Source organism: Acinetobacter pullicarnis (genome assembly GCF_006352475.1).
In the GTDB taxonomy this organism is placed as follows: domain Bacteria; phylum Pseudomonadota; class Gammaproteobacteria; order Pseudomonadales; family Moraxellaceae; genus Acinetobacter; species Acinetobacter pullicarnis.
In genome coordinates this window covers 1,861,344-1,877,492 of the sequence record NZ_VCMZ01000001.1, presented here as the reverse complement: position 1 = coordinate 1,877,492, position 16,149 = coordinate 1,861,344, and the positions used below count along the sequence as shown (strand labels likewise).

Here is a 16,149-nt window from a genome sequence, read left to right as displayed (position 1 = left end):
TATCTCCAGACCCTAAGGATTGGCTGAGGTGTGTGTTCTGCACCTCGGCAAGCAGATAAAGGAATAAAATCATGGCAGTACGTGCAATTACCCCAGAATACAGCTTCCCAGCGCGTGATGCGCAAAGCAATTATGGCGACAATATTTTGATTTACATTGGATGGGATCATCACACTTTGTTTTGCTCCGCCAAAGCATTCTTAATTTCGCCAGAGGCGACTTTTCAACAATTGCTCGATCAATTGATGCCAGCAGGCTTTTCACAGCATCCAGATTTTGCACAGATCGATTGGTCAGCCACAAATTTTGTGCTGAATCGCAAGCAAATCCAACCTGAAGCACAGCAGAAACTGGCTGACTTAGGTTTTGTTCACAAATCATTATTGCGTTTTTCGACCCCAGGTTTAACGGGTTATAACGGCAGTCACGTTTAATCGAGGTACACCATGAGCTATCAAGTTACAATTGAGCCCCTCGGCACGACGATTGAAGTAGAAGAAGATCAAACCATTTTAGATGCCGCACTGCGTCAAGGGGTTTGGCTACCTTTCGCTTGCGGTCACGGCACCTGTGGCACCTGTAAAGTCCAAGTCACCGATGGTTTTTTTGACTTGGGCGATGCATCCCCTTTTGCGCTGATGGATATCGAGCGTGAAGAAAACAAAGTTTTGGCTTGCTGCTGTAAGCCCGAATCAGACATGGTGATTGAAGCCGATGTCGATGAGGACGAAGATTTCTTAGGCTATTTGGTCGAGGATTATCAAGCCAAGGTCATCGAGATCAAAGACTTGTCTCCAACCATTAAAGGTGTGCGTTTAGCCATTGATCGCAATATGCAGTTCCAAGCTGGTCAATATATCAACTTACAACTGCCAGGCATTGAAGGCACCCGTGCTTTTTCCATTGCCAATGCGCCCAGTGAAGCTGGCATTATTGAATTGCATATCCGCCATGTGATCGGTGGTGCTGCAACCAGCTATGTACATGAATCGCTCAACACAGGTGACGACGTTGAACTATCGGGCCCATACGGACAATTCTTTGTGCGTAAGTCTGATGAAAAAAATATGATTTTCATTGCCGGTGGTTCAGGTCTTTCTAGCCCGCAGTCAATGATTTTGGACCTGCTTGAAGCCGGTGATCAGCGCACGATTTATTTGTTCCAAGGTGCACGTGATGTGGCAGAACTGTATAACCAAGCGTTGTTTGAGTCTTGGGTCAAACAATATCCAAACTTCCGTTATATTCCAGCGTTAAATGCCCCGAAAGTAGAAGATGCATGGCAAGGTTTTACTGGTTTTGTACACCAAGCCGTGGCTGATTATTTTGAAAACAAATGTGGTGGCCACAAAGCCTATTTATGCGGTCCTCCGCCGATGATCGATGCTGCGATTTCAACCCTAATGCAAAGTCGTTTATTTGAACGTGATATTCATACAGAACGTTTTTTGAGTGCCGCAGATGGCGCCTCAAGTGAATCTCGCTCAGCGTTGTTTAGACATATTTAATTCACCTACGCTGCAAGCTGTGATTAAGACAAGCATTTAACCAACCTCCATTTACGGCAGTCCAAACCACTGGGCTGCCGCAGTCTCCCCCTCAAGCGCCAGCAGAATGCAATGTATTGATTTACGTTCTGATTCGCCAGCTTATTCAACTTAAACTCCCTCCATGGACAAGGAAGCGCCGCATGAATCGTCAAGAAATCGATTTACTGGTTAAAAAAATCAACGTTGATAGTGCAATTCATCCAGTCAACACACGTGTGCAACAAGTTGTGGTTCGTCTTGTTGCAGATCTTTTCCAAGCGATTGAAGACTTAGATATTTCTCAAACAGAATTGTGGAAAGGTCTCGAATATATTACCGATGCAGGTCAAGCCAATGAGCTTGGTTTATTGGCAGCAGGCCTCGGTTTAGAACATTATCTCGACTTGCGTGCCGATGAAGCCGATGCCAAAGCAGGTATTAGTGGTGGTACGCCCCGCACCATTGAAGGCCCGCTGTATGTGGCTGGCGCACCTGAAAGTGTTGGCTTTGCACGTATGGATGATGGCTCCGAAGATGGCAAAGTCGACACCTTATTCATTACAGGTACAGTGACTGATACCGAAGGCAATGTGATTGAAAATGCCAAAGTTGAAATTTGGCATGCCAACAGTCTTGGCAATTACTCCTTCTTTGATAAATCACAGTCTGACTTTAATTTACGTCGCAGTATTTTCTCAGATAACAATGGTCAATATTTGGCACAAAGCACCATGCCAGTGGGTTATGGCTGCCCACCTCAAGGCACCACCCAAGCCCTATTGAACCAATTGGGTCGTCACGGTCAACGTCCTTCGCATGTGCATTACCTTATTTCTGCACCCGGTTATCGCAAACTTACCACGCAATTTAATATTGAAGGTGACCCGTACCTGTGGGATGACTTTGCCTTTGCAACCCGTGAAGGTTTAGTTGCTGCTGCCGTTGATGTGACAAATGCGGAAACGATTGCTGCACGTGGTATCAATGCACCTTTCAAACAAATCACTTTCAATATTGAACTCACGAAAGATACTGAGACAGCACAAACCACTGATATTGATCGTCGCCGAGCCAGTGCTTAGGCGATAACCCATTTCGCTTGAAAACCCTGTTCAAGATCATAGCCTAACTTTGCTTAGGCTATTTTCATGGAGACTGCATTCTCTTATCCCCATCGATGTATGACTTTGTCTGAGTGCTTTGTTTTTAATTATTCGGCAGATGCTTATCTACTTTTCGACCCCAAGCTTAGGAACAAGCACCGCCATCAACCCATGCGATAATAGGCCCTAAACGATCGTTTTGATCGTGACGGTTTAATTCTGGCGCATATAGGCTGGAAATACTGCCATCTAAATACAATGCATTTTCAATTGCTAACTGTTGCTGAAACACTTGCGCAAAATCATAGAAACTGACCCTGTTACGGCTGATCACAAAGTACAGCGTATTGTTTTTAATCCCTACCCCATTCCTAATTTTCAGCGAATTTGATTGTGCTAAAAACGTTGGATTAATCTTGCCATCAATGACCAACATCGGTCCCGACTGCGTCGCAAATTGCGGTTTAAAATCAGTACTCAGCTGCGAAGTTTGATATTGTGCGGTGGTTTGAATCACTGCATGCTGTGCATTCCATGCCAATACTCCATTCGGCTGCAGAAAGAAATTACCAAAGCCTGTTGCAAGATTCAGTGCCTTCAACTGAACACCCTGTTCAATATATAACCCCACCGGTGAAAAATCAGGATGATACATCCCAGCATTCATAGCAAATTGCATCTGCTCGCATGTCTTTAACCCTGCAACGACAGCTTTAAAGGATTGATACGGTTGTTTCTGCGCATTGTTTAAAAACAATCTTAAATCTTCTCGTTGTTCGACTTTAATGACATCCACATCAAGCTGATTGTGCTGAATCCGTTGCGTGTTTAATTCACTACATGCCGCCAAGAACAAAGCCAAGCAACTGCTTAAATTTTTTAAACGAAATAAGGATTTCATCATACTTCTACAGATCAATAAGGATTAGGTTGCGTCAATTTTAACTTAAAAAACAAACAGTCGTCAGATGATGTACCTCACCAAAGCCTTGCTACGATTTTGTCGTGCAATCTCCCAATTTAATCCCCCAATAAAAAGCTATAGAAAATCGCTACAGCACAAAAGCATGATGGGTTACGCAATTCTATGTAGGAATGCCACAAATTGGCAAAACCCATGTATACTCGCAGCATATTTTCAAATGAAAAATATGGTGTAGGGTTGATTGGATTGAAGCCAACATGCAGAAAAACTTAATAAAGTACCCACTTGGTACACATCTTATCGTAAAAAATTTTGGTTATAGCCATCACGGCATTTATGCAGGTAAAGGGCGGGTCATCCACTATTCGGGATTGGCGCATTTTATAAAGAAAAAACCAATTGAAATGACTACCTTAGAGCGGTTTGCTCGCGGTAAAGAGATCACGATTCGTTCCTATAATCAGTCCAAATATAAGGGACGGAATGTAGTGAGACGCATGCGTACCCGTATGCATGAAAACAGTTACCATCTGATTATTAATAACTGCGAACATCTATGTACTTGGGCGATTACAGGGGTTGAGAGCAGCCCACAAGTGGTCAAAATGATGAATCGCCTAGCCACCATTGGTTATCTCAGCTCAATCATGAGTTATATGAATGGTCTATTTCTCACGGTTGCCACCACCTGTTTTGCCTTGGTGCTGTATATCAAAATGAAGCTTCGAGCCAAAGCTAAAATGAACACCCCTTTCTATTTGTTTATAAAACAGCAACAAAAGAAATAGCCTCCGCAGCTTTCAATCGGCACTGTGTTAAACTCATTGCCGCTTTATCCACACTTATACCAGTTCTATGTCTTCAAATCTTTCAGCCCAATCTATCCCTCTGCAAAACAATGATCTGCAATCGTTAAAAGCATGGATCATTGCTGAAGCTTTGGCTTTGGGTTTTTCCGATTGTGTAATTGCCCGTCCGGATGCGCAACAGGAAATCGCGCGTTTTAAAGAATATTTAAAACGTGGCTATCATGGTGACATGAAGTATTTGGAACAGAACCTCGACAAACGTGCGGATCCAAGCTTACTGGTCCCTGGCACCAAAAGTATTATCTGTGTACGCATGGACTATCTGGTTGAGTCCCCGAAACCACGCAGTATTCCCGATGCACCCAATCATGCGATTATTGCGCGTTATGCGCGTGGACGGGATTATCACAAGACTATGCGTGGTCGTTTAAAAATATTAGCCACCAAAATACGTGAAAAAGTGGGTGACTTTGAAGCCCGACCTTTTGCAGATTCCGCACCAATCTTTGAAAAATCACTAGCTGAAAATGCAGGTATGGGGTGGACTGGTAAACATACTCTTTTAATTAATAAACAAGCCGGTTCTTTTTTTGTGCTAGGTGAACTATTTACCTCACTCGAATTGCCTTTCGATTCTGCAACTACAGCACATTGCGGCTCATGCTCAGCGTGTATTGATATCTGCCCAACCCAAGCCATTGTTGAGCCCTATATGCTGGATGCACGAAAATGCATTGCCTATTTGACTATTGAATATAAAGGTATTATTGCTGAAGAACTGCGCAGAGGGATTGGCAATCGGGTCTTTGGATGTGATGATTGTCAGTTAATTTGTCCATGGAATCGTTATGCAAAAACAACCAGCATCGAAGATTTTCACCCTCGACACGGACTTGATCAAGTCAGTTTATTGCAGCTGTGGCAATGGGATGAACAACGCTTTCTCGAGCGCACTGAAGGCAGCCCGATTCGACGCACTGGCTTTCAAAGCTTTATGCGAAATGTCGCGATTGGACTTGGCAATGCTCCCTATTCCGAGCAAATTGTGGCTGAATTAAAACAAGCGCGATCGTTGCATGATGACATTGTGCAAATCCATATTGATTGGGCAATTCAAGAACAAAACCATAAATCAATACAGCACTTAGCTACATCCTAAGGGATTTATAGTAAAATCTTAATTTTCAATTTAGCTGCAATGTTTCCCTGTTCCTCATTCTTTTGTTTGCACATAGTCAGAAATTTACATTTTATAAAAAATAACTTTGCATAGAAAACCCGCATAAACAACAAGACTCTGTGACTAAATCAATTATTTTAATTTTACTCAAAAAAGTTATTTATAAACGTTAAAAATCATTATATTTGGACACTTTGACCCTGTTCAGTTCAAATAATTCATGTATGATCGAACAAGTTTTCAAGATTAATGGATAAAAAAATGCAAGTACGCAATGATTGGACTCGCGAAGAAATCTTAGCTTTATATGACCAACCTTTTTTAGATCTCGTATTCGAGGCACAACGTATTCATCGCCAAAATTTCGATGCCAATACCATTCAGGTCAGCACTTTGCTTTCCATTAAAACGGGTAAATGCCCAGAAGACTGTAAATACTGTTCGCAATCCGCGCGCTACGAATCAAAGCTCGAAGCTGAAAAACGCATTGCCGTTGAAAAAGTCATTCAAGAAGCAAAATCTGCCTTGGCTTCTGGTTCTTCACGTTTTTGTATGGGGGCAGCTTGGCGTAATCCGCATGAGCGCGATATGCCTTATGTGCTCGAAATGGTGAAAGAAGTCAAAGCATTGGGACTAGAAACCTGCATGACGTTGGGCATGTTAAATGGATCACAAGCGGAACGATTAAAAGAGGCTGGACTTGATTATTACAATCATAACCTCGATACCTCACGTGAATATTACTCACATATTATTAGCACGCGTACCTTTGATGACCGTCTCGATACCCTCGATTATGTGCGTCAAGCCGGCATGAAAGTCTGTAGTGGTGGTATTGTTGGTCTAGGTGAAAACCAAAGTGATCGCATTGGTTTATTACACGAGTTAGCTACCCTACCAATTCACCCTGAATCTGTGCCAATCAATATGTTAATTCCACAAGAAGGAACGCCTTTGGCAGATGTGGAAAAACTAGATCTTACCGAATGGATTCGTACTATTGCTGTTGCACGTATTACCATGCCACATAGCTATATTCGCCTTTCTGCAGGACGTGAGTCACTTTCTGACTCGGACCAAGCCTTGGCCTTTATGGCCGGTGCGAATTCACTCTTTTCTGGTGAAAAACTATTAACCTCACCGAATGCAAGTGAAGGTCAAGACAAGCAGATGTTCCAGAAACTTGGGCTTATTGTTGAAAAAGCCAAAGCAACCGTAAAAGAACTTTCGATCGATGCCATGGCCAGTTAAATCACGATCAACACAAACAATAAAAGCCCGTCAGGGCTTTTTTTAGGAGGTGAGTAAAATGCCATAGTTGGCATTTAAATAATGGCCTATACGAATAATATCGCTACCATTAGCATGTTCTACCCATAACTCTTGTTTCAGCACATCATAATGAAAGCTGTCATAACAATCTTGATGTAGAGCAAGCCAACGCAATGTATCTGCGAAATTATCATCAACCAAATAAGTGAGAGATTTAAAATCTTTAGACATTACATCAAAGGCTAATTTAAAAAACCTATTTTAACTGAATTCAGCGCGCAAAAACAATGAACGCCAAAGTCAATTTAAAGTACCACTGATTTAATGATGACATGCTCCGCATTTACGGCACTCTTTGATTAAAACCTTATTGACGCCAATCTCATATTCATAAGCATGTATACAAAATAATCGTTTAATCTGTTGCAGCATTTTAATCTCCTAAGAATCGATCAAATCGATTTTTCTAACTTGTTTCATCCTGAAACAACAATGTCGCTTATGTTACGATTATCTATATTTATCATATTCTGCGATTAGTGCAAGATTTTTTAGAGAAAATTAATTGAATAAAAATATTAAAAATCAATAAAAGCAAAAATATCGCTTCAATCAAAGTTTATCGTTCTATTTATTTAATTGAATCCTCAGTCATATTCTATAAAAACCAGTTTACGCTACTTGATTAAATCAGTTAAAACGCTAGGATAATATACATTCGCTTTGACCAGAGCTTTGGTCGTAAAACAATAGCGATTGATTAATTTGATCTGTCTTTAGAAAAAGGATAATTTATGCACGGACGTATGATGTTTCAGCCACTCCTCATCAGCAGCCTTATTGAACATGCTGCGCGTTATCACGGTGATACTGCGATCATTTCAAAGAATACTGATGGCAGTATGGTAAACACCGATTGGAGCACCATTTCAGATAATGCAAAACGCTTTGCTAAATCACTTAATGCACTCGGTTTAAAATCGCATGATCGTATCGCGACCATCGCTTGGAATAATCATCGGCATTTAGAATCTTGGTATGGAATCTCTGGCAATGAAATGATTTGCCATACGATTAACCCACGTTTATTTCCCGAACAACTCATTTTTATTATTAATGATGCACAAGATAAAGCCATCTTATTTGATAAAACATTTTTACCCTTAGTTGCAGGCGTCAAAGCACATATTCCAAATGTGCAGCATTTTATTTTCTTCGGTGGTTATGATGCCGATGTTGTCCAAGCGCTTCCTGAAGCCTTGTTTTATGATGACTTAATTGCACAGCAAACAGCTGATTTTGAGTGGCCACAGTTTGATGAAACCACAGCCAGTTCATTGTGCTATACCTCAGGCACGACCGGCAATCCCAAAGGTGCGCTTTACAGCCATCGCTCAACAGTATTGCATAGCCTAGCCATTGGTCTACCGGATTCTTTAAATCTCTCTGCCAACGACATTATGATGCCCGTGGTTCCAATGTTCCATGTGAATGCTTGGGGAACCCCTTATGCAGCAGCAATGATTGGTTGTAGCATCATTTTACCGGGTCCCGGTCTCGATGGCGCTAGCCTTGTGCATTTAATTGATCACTATAAAGTATCGGTTGCCTTAGGCGTTCCAACCATTTGGCAAGGATTATTAAGTGCTGCAAAAGCTGCTGGCAGTAAATTGACCAGTATGAATCGTAATGTCGTCGGTGGTTCGGCTTGCCCACCTTCCATGATACACAGCTTTAGACAAGATTTTGATTGTGACACCATTCATGCTTGGGGCATGACTGAAACCAGTCCGCTCGGTACTGCAAATCAGTTAAAGGCCAAACACCACGCGCTCTCTAAGACAGAGCAAGCACAAATCCGCCAAAGCCAAGGACGACCACCGTATGGCTCAAGCTTGCGTATTTGTGACCAAGAAAATAGTACCCGTACACTTGCAACAGATGGACAGACCACTGGTAACCTACAAATCAAAGGCCATTGGATTATTGATTCATATTTTGGAAAATCAGAATCGGCACTGACCAGTGATGGATGGTTTGATACCGGTGATATTGCAACTTTAGATCAAGATGGTTATTTATCCATCCAAGATCGTGCCAAAGACCTCATTAAATCTGGTGGAGAATGGATTTCATCCGTTGAACTGGAAAATATTGCCTTGGATTACGGTGCAGATATTTCCATGGCTGCCGTGATTGCAGCAACGCACCCCAAATGGGATGAACGCCCTGTTCTCATTGCGGTCAAAGCACCCAATAGCCCTGTGACTGAAGCACAGCTCTTAGATCATTATGCTGATAAAATTGCAAAATGGCAGATTCCAGACAAAGTCATTTTTGCAAACAGCATTCCATTAAATGGCGCTGGGAAAATGCTCAAAAAAGACTTACGTGAACAGTATGGTTCAGTGCTCATCGAAAGTGAATGAATTGAGCGTTAATCAACTCAAATTGACTTCATTCTAGATTCTAGCCAATAAAAAATCCCACTTTAACGGTGGGATTTTTTATCAACGCGATCTTTATATCATAGAGATCACTTTATCGATTAATTGCGCATGGCAATTAACGCAAAATGCCACGTTTTGAGTTTACAACAGAATCAATCAGTAATTGTGCTTGTGGTACTTCAGGCAAAATTTCATCACGAATCTTATTGACGGCTTGTTCTGCTGTCAGACCTGACTTATAGATAATTTTGAAGGCTTCTTTTAAGCCCTGAACTACATTCGCAGACCAACCCTTACGACGCATACCTTCCACATTCATACCAAATGCATGGGCTGGATTACCAGAGGCCATCACATAAGCAGGAATGTCTTTTAAAATCAGTGAGGCACCACCAATCATACTATATGAATCAACTTTACAAAATTGATGAATCCCTGAGTTACCACCAACCACGACATAATCAGCAATATGCACATGTCCAGCAACACCCACATTATTGGCAAAAATATTGTGATCGCCTACGATACAATCATGCGCTATATGAGTATTGACCATTAATAAATTGTGATGACCAACACGTGTCACCCCTTGATCTTGAATAGTGCCACGATGCAAGCTGCAATGCTCGCGAATCTTATTGTGGTCACCAATTTCAAGCCAAGTTTCTTCACCTTGGAATTTTAAATCTTGGCAAACTTCGCCAATACTTGCGAACTGAAAAATTTCATTCTGCATACCAATGCGGGTATTTCCCGCAATCACAACATGCGAATGAATTTTGGTACCTGCACCAATGGTGACATTAGGTCCAATAATTGAATATGGACCAATGCACACATCGGATGCAATTTCTGCAGATGAGTCAATTATCGCAGTGTTGTGTATCAAGTCGTTTTCGCTCATGCCTGCTCTAATTTCTGATGAGAAATAATAATTTCAGCAGTTGCTGCCATCACGCCATCTACGCTCGCTGTACATTTGTACTTGTAGATACCTAATTTTTGCATGATAAGCTCAGATTGCAACAATAGCTGATCCCCGGGTACTACTTGCTTTTTAAAACGTACTTTTTCCGCACCAGCGAATAGGAATAATGAACCTGGTTTAGGCGTTTCATTATTCATAATAAAACCGAGAACACCAGAGATTTGTGCCATCGCCTCAACGATAAGCACGCCTGGCATAATAGGGTAACCCGGAAAATGTCCCTGCATAAACTCTTCATTAATTGAAACGTTTTTATAGCCAGTGATTCCATTTTCGGTCACTTCAATCACACGATCAACCAATAGAAATGGATAGCGATGTGGTAAGTAACTTCTTATTGTTTGAATGTCCATCGGTAATTTAGGAATAGCGAAAGGCAAAGTTTTAGACTCGGTCATAATTATTTACGCAACTTTAAGGTGGTTTCAAGGGACTCGATTTGAGTCTGCATATGATCAAGTTGTTTGACTATCTTGGTCAATGGCACATCTGCTAATTGTCGGAGACGAACCGCTGCTTTTTTCCACTGCGAACTTTCAGATAATGCCGTTCCCGAAGAATAACTACCAGACACTAAAATAGTCTTTGTAACCATTGACATTCCTGTAATCGTCACATTATCTGCAATTTGAATATGTCCTACGATGCCGACACCCCCTGCGAGTGTACAGTTTTTGCCAATACGAGTACTTCCAGCAATCCCACATTTTGCTGCAATGGCAGTATTTTCACCAATATGCACGTTATGCGCAATTTGCACTAAGTTATCAATAATGACACCATCTTCAATCATCGTATCATCTAGCGCACCGCGGTCGATACTACAATTTGAGCCGATGCGCACATCGTTCCCAATATGAACCGAACCCAATTGAGCAATACGGTTCCATTTTCCCTGATAAGGTGCAAAACCAAAACCTTCGCTACCAACCACAGTATTGCTGTGAATACGCACACGATCTTTTAATTTCGCCGCACCAGCGATGCTGACATGCGATTCGATCAGACAGTTTCTGCCCAATTCGACACCATCATCCAAGGTAACATGAGACTGTAGAATCGTCCCCTCACCCACCACACAGTGTTCACCAATGACCACATAATGCCCAATATAAACATCATCCGCGATTACAGCTGATGTCGCAATTTGTGCTGTATGCTCAATGCCACGCTGGGTAACTTTCTTTTCAAAAGCGTGGGTCAAGATTGCGAAGGCCAAATAAGCATTTGCTACAACGATGAAGTTCTGAGACTGAGGCAATTGATCTTTTAAATTCGCGGTCACAATCAACGCGCCAGCGCGTGAATCACGTGCGGCCTGTAGATACTTTTCACCATTTACGAATGAAATATGCTGTGCTTGTGCTTGGTCTAAACTTGCAAGACCACGAATACGGAGGTGAGCTTGGCCAACAAGCTCACCATTGACCAATTCAGCCAATTTTTCTAAAGGATACTGAGTAGACATCATAGATTATTTAATTGCGTTAACCTTTTGGATCATCTTATCAGTTAAATCAAATTTTTGATCATAAGCTAAAGCAGAACTTTTATTAAATACCATATCTAGACTGTTTTCTTGACGAAGCTGCTCTGCAACTTGCTTTACACGTGCTTCAAAGGTCTTATTGGTATTTTGCATAGTCGATTGTACTTTGCTTTGAACAGCTTGTTGAATCGACTGAAATTCAGTTACTTTTGCTTGAAACTGCGTACCCAACTGCTGTTGATCCGCACCTTTGGCCTGTGCTTTTTCTCTTAAAGCTTCAATCTCTTTGTTAAGCTGCTCAAGCTTAGCCGTCTGTGGTTTAACAGCTTGCTCCATACTCATTTCTTGCTGTTTTAAATAACTACTGCTTTCAGCCACTTTCGCTAAATCAACAACCCCATAACCAGCTGCATTTGCCATACTAGACAAACCGAGTGCTACACCCAAAATTGCATAATTGATCTTTTTCATTTTGAACCTTTTAAAAAGTTTAGTTATTGCTATGAAAGTCGCACTTAGAAAGTACGACCAATTTCGAATTGAATAGTCTTGGTTTGATCACCTGGTTTATCATTCAATGGGAATGCATAACTCAGTGATAATGGCCCAATCATGGTGATCCAAGTAAAGCCAACCCCGACGCTATAACGCATGTTATTAAAGTCTAAGTTAAAGTTATCTTTACAATATTGTTTGGCATCAACACCGGTGCTAGAACCATTTAAATAAAGTTGACCCGACTGTACATCACATTGGGTATCAAACACTTGTGCGCCTTCTGCGAATATAACTGGACGGAACTGTCTCGCCCAATCGCCTTTAAACGGTACAGGGAAAGCCAATTCGGTACCAAACTGTACCAAAGCATTACCACCCACTTCCTCAGGATCATAGTCGCGTTGGTGTGTTTCATTATTAACAACAGCTGGATAGGTTGGACCTAAGGTACTGTTGTCATAACCACGCACTGAGCCATAACCGCCGGCATAGAAGTTTTTATAAAACGGCAGGTCATTACCAAAACCGAGTTTTCCATAACCGCGTAATACAAAATCTCGGCCAAGTGGGAAATAGGTCTGTGCGTCATACACCACTTTTTGATATTCAACATCACTGCCCGGCAACGCAATCTCGGCATTGACGCGATGCATGGTTCCGCTGGTTGGAAAGATTGGACGATTCAAGGTGTTATATGACCAACCTAAGTTTAGGTTATAGGTTAAAAACTCACCTTCGAATGCATTACCGTATGATTCGGTTTTTATACAAGGTTGACCCTCTGCCGGCAATGGTTCATCCAAGCAACGCTCACCATAACTTTTGGTTTTTCCACCATTTTTCAACAAATAATCACGCACATAGGTCGATACATACTGACCGGTTGTGACTTTGGTGTTGTCAATATTAAGTCCAGCACTGATACTTTGGTTTTCATCAATTGGATAACCAAAGTTTAGACCACCACCCAAACTGTCTGTGACATAGTTATTAACGTTATAACTACTGTTCAGTTTGGTTTTACGGTAGTACATATTATAGCCACGGCTCACACCATCAATGGTGAAGTATGGGTCTGTCACACTTAAGTTGTAATAATCTTGTGTCTCTGAACGCGATAAATCGATCGCAACACGGTTACCTGTTCCTAAGAAGTTGGTCTGACTCAGACCCGCCTGAAAGGTCACACCACCATTTTGTGAGTAACCCACAGCCAGTGTACTGGTGCCTGAGTGCTGCTCTTCAACATTGATGTTTAAGTCAACTTGGTCTGGTGAGTTTGGTACACGCACTGGCTTAACATCAACCATCTTAAAGAAACCAGTCCGTTCTAAACGAATTTTAGAAAGTTCAATTTTCTCATTACTGGCTAAAGCACCTTCCATTTGACGCATTTCACGGCGTAAAACTTCATCTGCTGTTTTTGAGTTCCCCATGAAATTAATGCGACGTACTGTCACTTGCTGACCTGGATTAATATAATAATTTAAATCAACAATATGTGTTTCATTGTTAATTTCAGGAACAACATTGACCTCAGCAAAGTAATAGCCTGCATTGCCATACTTACGAGAGAGTAGCTGTCTTACACCGTTTACTTTTTCTTGCGAATAGATTTCGCCATCTTTATAGATTTGCAATGCATTCAGCTCTTCTGGCTTATACAGTGCATCGCCTAAAAATTTGGTTTTACCAAATTTAAATTGCTCGCCTTCATTCACTGCGACTTCAATAAAAATATTTTTCTTATCTTCACTGATATTTAAATTTGAGCTATTAATATCAAAATTAATATAGCCCTTGTTTAGATATAATGCTCGCAATGCTTCGATACTGGCAGCCATTTTTTCACGTGCATAACGGTCGTTTCGGGTAATGACCGAAGCCCAACCACTTTCTTTCACAGCAAAAACTTGCTTAATCTCATCTTCTTTAAAAACAGTATTGCCAATGATATTAATATCAAAGACTTTAGCCGCCTTACCCTCGTCAAAGATAATATCTAAATCAACACGGTTATTTGGTCGTGCAACAGTCTCGACTTTAATCGTGGCATCATAACGACCTTGTTGTGCATATTGTTGTTCTAACTCAGTTTCCAAAGTGAGCAAGGCAGATTTTTTTAAGACTTCGCCTTCAGCCAAGCCCATTTTTTTCAAGCCTTCTTGCAATGCTTCTTTCGGAATTAACTTATTCCCTTTGAAGTTGATTTGAGAAATAACGGGACGTTCAACCACTGAAAAAACCAAGACATCATTGACGTTACTTGCCTTAATATCATCAAAAAGGTTGGTTGCATACAGCGCCCGAATTGCCTCAGCAATATCCGGATTCGAAATACGATCACCGCTATTTAAGGGTAACATTGTCAACACGTTACTTGGTGTTAGACGAACCAAACCATCTACACGAATGTCACGTGCGATAAATTCATCCGCTGCATATACTTGCTGTACTGCTGCCATCGCACTAACAAGTGCAAGTGGCATAAATAAATGTGAGTGCTGCATGCCTATTATTTTCCAATAAGTTAATTTTCCAACGATTATATTATAACCGCATAAAATCGTTAAATATTGCAAGGAGCATCATACTTCCAAGCAGTACCATCCCAATTTTCAGTCCAACAATTTGTACGTGTTCAGATACAGGTTTACCCCGTATTGCCTCTATGATGTAGTAGACCAAATGACCACCATCCAACATTGGAATGGGTAGTAAATTTAAAATACCTAAGCTAACACTCATTAATGCCATAAAGCCAATAAATGTTTGCCATCCCATCTCAGCACTTTGACCTGCAACTTTTGCAATGGTAATTGGTCCAGATAAATTATCTAAGCCGATTAACCCTCGAACCATTTTAACCATAGAGTTAAAAATCATTGCAGACAATTGTCCTGTTTTCTCAAATGCCTTCAGCATTGCCTCTGCAGGATTATATTGAATAATTTGCTGATAATCAGCAGGAATCGTTATTTTCCCTTGTTTCGCTTCAACACCGAGCATTCCTTTTAGATTGCCAGCCTTGTCACGCTTACCTTGCGGCATAATTGCCAGTTGCACCAATTGTCCTTGGCGCAATACTTCAATATTTAATAATTTTTCAGGAGATTTCTGTACCACCTCAACCACATCAAACCAATCTTTCATTGGTACACCATCAATCGCAACAATTTTATCACCTGCCTGCATGCCTTGGCGTATTGCCGCACCATCATCAGTCAGTCTGTTTGCAATTGCAGGAATTTCAGGTCGATACGGTAAAAAACCCAACGTATCTAATGGGGATTGACTCTGATCTTTTAAGAAATGGCTAATGGGTAAATTAAACTGTTTCAGTTCACCAGCGCGATCCGCCTGGACTTGAATTGCGCCTGTTTCCCCCACACGATTAATTAAAGCAAAATGAAGCTTCTCCCAAGTCTCAGTCTGGTTTCCATCAATCGCAACAATTTTATCACCTGCCTGCATTTGCATGGTTGCAGCAGGTGTATTTGGAATAATTTTACCAACGCGGGTATTCAACTGTTCTTGCGCTGGCAATAACAAAATCCAAAACAAGATCACTGCAAACAATAAATTGATCAGTGGCCCAGCAGCAACAATCGCGATGCGTTTCCATGGCGCTTGACGATTAAAGGCATAAGGCAGATCTTCTGCACTAACATTGCCTTCACGCTCATCGAGCATTTTGACATAGCCACCTAAAGGTAAAGCAGCCAACTGATATTGAATACCGGTTTTTTTAGATGTCCATTTTATTAGTTTTGGGCCAAATCCAATGGAATATACCAAGACTTTAACACCTAGCCTTCTTGCAACCCAATAGTGCCCAAACTCGTGTATCGCAATTAGCGGCCCTAAAAGCATAATTGCAGCAAAAACAATAAAAAGAACATTCAT

15 protein-coding genes are annotated in these 16,149 nt (G+C 41.3%); 7 read left to right on the top strand and 8 right to left on the bottom strand.

Annotated features, from left to right (window positions below; all coding sequences use genetic code 11):
- Positions 1-71: 71 nt before the first annotated feature.
- The 3 genes from FD716_RS08270 to catA all read left to right on the top strand — a co-directional run bounded on the left by FD716_RS08270 (position 72) and on the right by catA (position 2,611).
- On the top strand, positions 72-434 hold the full coding sequence (locus FD716_RS08270) for a phenol hydroxylase subunit P4 (RefSeq protein ID WP_139851859.1): 363 nt from the start codon (positions 72-74) through the stop codon (positions 432-434).
- A 12-nt stretch (positions 435-446) separates the two neighbouring features.
- The gene (locus FD716_RS08265) at positions 447-1,508 is read left to right on the top strand and encodes an NADH:ubiquinone reductase (Na(+)-transporting) subunit F (protein ID WP_139851858.1); all 1,062 of its coding nucleotides are present in this window, start codon (positions 447-449) and stop codon (positions 1,506-1,508) included.
- A gap of 182 nt (positions 1,509-1,690) precedes the next feature.
- Positions 1,691-2,611, top strand: coding sequence for a catechol 1,2-dioxygenase (gene catA / locus FD716_RS08260; protein ID WP_139851857.1), 921 nt, complete (start codon positions 1,691-1,693; stop codon positions 2,609-2,611).
- A 166-nt stretch (positions 2,612-2,777) separates the two neighbouring features.
- Here the strand turns inward: catA and FD716_RS08255 are convergent, their stop codons facing one another.
- Positions 2,778-3,533 (bottom strand): phosphodiester glycosidase family protein, encoded by a 756-nt coding sequence (locus tag FD716_RS08255; protein ID WP_228714927.1) that lies wholly within the window; start codon positions 3,531-3,533, stop codon positions 2,778-2,780.
- A 281-nt stretch (positions 3,534-3,814) separates the two neighbouring features.
- Here FD716_RS08255 and FD716_RS08250 point away from each other — a divergent pair, with 281 nt between their 5' ends.
- The 3 genes from FD716_RS08250 (at position 3,815) to bioB (ending at position 6,797) form a co-directional block, all read left to right on the top strand.
- The gene (locus tag FD716_RS08250) at positions 3,815-4,345 is read left to right on the top strand and encodes a lecithin retinol acyltransferase family protein (RefSeq protein ID WP_139851855.1); all 531 of its coding nucleotides are present in this window, start codon (positions 3,815-3,817) and stop codon (positions 4,343-4,345) included.
- A 67-nt stretch (positions 4,346-4,412) separates the two neighbouring features.
- Positions 4,413-5,525 carry a tRNA epoxyqueuosine(34) reductase QueG gene (gene queG / locus FD716_RS08245; protein WP_139851854.1) on the top strand — a complete coding sequence of 371 codons (1,113 nt, stop codon included), beginning with the start codon at positions 4,413-4,415 and terminating at the stop codon, positions 5,523-5,525.
- A 282-nt stretch (positions 5,526-5,807) separates the two neighbouring features.
- Positions 5,808-6,797: a biotin synthase BioB gene (gene bioB / locus FD716_RS08240; RefSeq protein ID WP_139851853.1), complete on the top strand. Its 990-nt coding sequence runs from the start codon at positions 5,808-5,810 to the stop codon at positions 6,795-6,797.
- A 42-nt stretch (positions 6,798-6,839) separates the two neighbouring features.
- On the opposite strand, the gene FD716_RS08235 is transcribed toward bioB, so the two are convergent.
- On the bottom strand, positions 6,840-7,049 hold the full coding sequence (locus tag FD716_RS08235; protein WP_139851852.1) for a hypothetical protein: 210 nt from the start codon (positions 7,047-7,049) through the stop codon (positions 6,840-6,842).
- A 563-nt stretch (positions 7,050-7,612) separates the two neighbouring features.
- Here FD716_RS08235 and FD716_RS08230 point away from each other — a divergent pair.
- Positions 7,613-9,247 (top strand): long-chain-fatty-acid--CoA ligase, encoded by a 1,635-nt coding sequence (locus tag FD716_RS08230; RefSeq protein ID WP_139851851.1) that lies wholly within the window; start codon positions 7,613-7,615, stop codon positions 9,245-9,247.
- A gap of 136 nt (positions 9,248-9,383) precedes the next feature.
- On the opposite strand, the gene lpxA is transcribed toward FD716_RS08230, so the two are convergent.
- From lpxA to rseP, 6 genes are read right to left on the bottom strand one after another with little or no spacing between them, the layout of a single operon-like run.
- Positions 9,384-10,172 (bottom strand): acyl-ACP--UDP-N-acetylglucosamine O-acyltransferase, encoded by a 789-nt coding sequence (gene lpxA, locus FD716_RS08225; protein WP_139851850.1) that lies wholly within the window; start codon positions 10,170-10,172, stop codon positions 9,384-9,386.
- Positions 10,169-10,654, bottom strand: coding sequence for a 3-hydroxyacyl-ACP dehydratase FabZ (gene fabZ / locus FD716_RS08220; protein ID WP_139851849.1), 486 nt, complete (start codon positions 10,652-10,654; stop codon positions 10,169-10,171). Before fabZ ends, lpxA begins: the two co-directional genes overlap by 4 nt.
- 2 nt (positions 10,655-10,656) lie before the next feature.
- Entirely contained in the window at positions 10,657-11,727 is a 1,071-nt protein-coding gene (gene lpxD / locus FD716_RS08215) for a UDP-3-O-(3-hydroxymyristoyl)glucosamine N-acyltransferase (RefSeq protein WP_139851848.1), read from the bottom strand.
- 3 nt (positions 11,728-11,730) lie between these two features.
- Positions 11,731-12,216 (bottom strand): OmpH family outer membrane protein, encoded by a 486-nt coding sequence (locus FD716_RS08210; RefSeq protein ID WP_139851847.1) that lies wholly within the window; start codon positions 12,214-12,216, stop codon positions 11,731-11,733.
- Between the two features lie 44 nt (positions 12,217-12,260).
- Positions 12,261-14,753, bottom strand: a complete 2,493-nt coding sequence (bamA, locus tag FD716_RS08205) for an outer membrane protein assembly factor BamA (RefSeq protein WP_139851846.1) — start codon at positions 14,751-14,753, stop codon at positions 12,261-12,263.
- 40 nt (positions 14,754-14,793) lie between these two features.
- The gene (rseP, locus tag FD716_RS08200) at positions 14,794-16,149 is read right to left on the bottom strand and encodes an RIP metalloprotease RseP (protein WP_139851845.1); all 1,356 of its coding nucleotides are present in this window, start codon (positions 16,147-16,149) and stop codon (positions 14,794-14,796) included.

What these genes read in the sequence shown, in the direction of transcription:
- FD716_RS08270 (WP_139851859.1), top strand. Translation starts at nt 72, where the DNA reads ATGGCAGTACGTGCAATTACCCCAGAATACAGCTTCCCAGCGCGTGAT.
- FD716_RS08265 (WP_139851858.1), top strand. Translation starts at nt 447, where the DNA reads ATGAGCTATCAAGTTACAATTGAGCCCCTCGGCACGACGATTGAAGTA.
- catA (WP_139851857.1), top strand. Translation starts at nt 1,691, where the DNA reads ATGAATCGTCAAGAAATCGATTTACTGGTTAAAAAAATCAACGTTGAT.
- FD716_RS08255 (WP_228714927.1), bottom strand. Translation starts at nt 3,533, where the DNA reads ATGAAATCCTTATTTCGTTTAAAAAATTTAAGCAGTTGCTTGGCTTTG.
- FD716_RS08250 (WP_139851855.1), top strand. Translation starts at nt 3,815, where the DNA reads ATGCAGAAAAACTTAATAAAGTACCCACTTGGTACACATCTTATCGTA.
- queG (WP_139851854.1), top strand. Translation starts at nt 4,413, where the DNA reads ATGTCTTCAAATCTTTCAGCCCAATCTATCCCTCTGCAAAACAATGAT.
- bioB (WP_139851853.1), top strand. Translation starts at nt 5,808, where the DNA reads ATGCAAGTACGCAATGATTGGACTCGCGAAGAAATCTTAGCTTTATAT.
- FD716_RS08235 (WP_139851852.1), bottom strand. Translation starts at nt 7,049, where the DNA reads ATGTCTAAAGATTTTAAATCTCTCACTTATTTGGTTGATGATAATTTC.
- FD716_RS08230 (WP_139851851.1), top strand. Translation starts at nt 7,613, where the DNA reads ATGCACGGACGTATGATGTTTCAGCCACTCCTCATCAGCAGCCTTATT.
- lpxA (WP_139851850.1), bottom strand. Translation starts at nt 10,172, where the DNA reads ATGAGCGAAAACGACTTGATACACAACACTGCGATAATTGACTCATCT.
- fabZ (WP_139851849.1), bottom strand. Translation starts at nt 10,654, where the DNA reads ATGACCGAGTCTAAAACTTTGCCTTTCGCTATTCCTAAATTACCGATG.
- lpxD (WP_139851848.1), bottom strand. Translation starts at nt 11,727, where the DNA reads ATGATGTCTACTCAGTATCCTTTAGAAAAATTGGCTGAATTGGTCAAT.
- FD716_RS08210 (WP_139851847.1), bottom strand. Translation starts at nt 12,216, where the DNA reads ATGAAAAAGATCAATTATGCAATTTTGGGTGTAGCACTCGGTTTGTCT.
- bamA (WP_139851846.1), bottom strand. Translation starts at nt 14,753, where the DNA reads ATGCAGCACTCACATTTATTTATGCCACTTGCACTTGTTAGTGCGATG.
- rseP (WP_139851845.1), bottom strand. Translation starts at nt 16,149, where the DNA reads ATGAATGTTCTTTTTATTGTTTTTGCTGCAATTATGCTTTTAGGGCCG.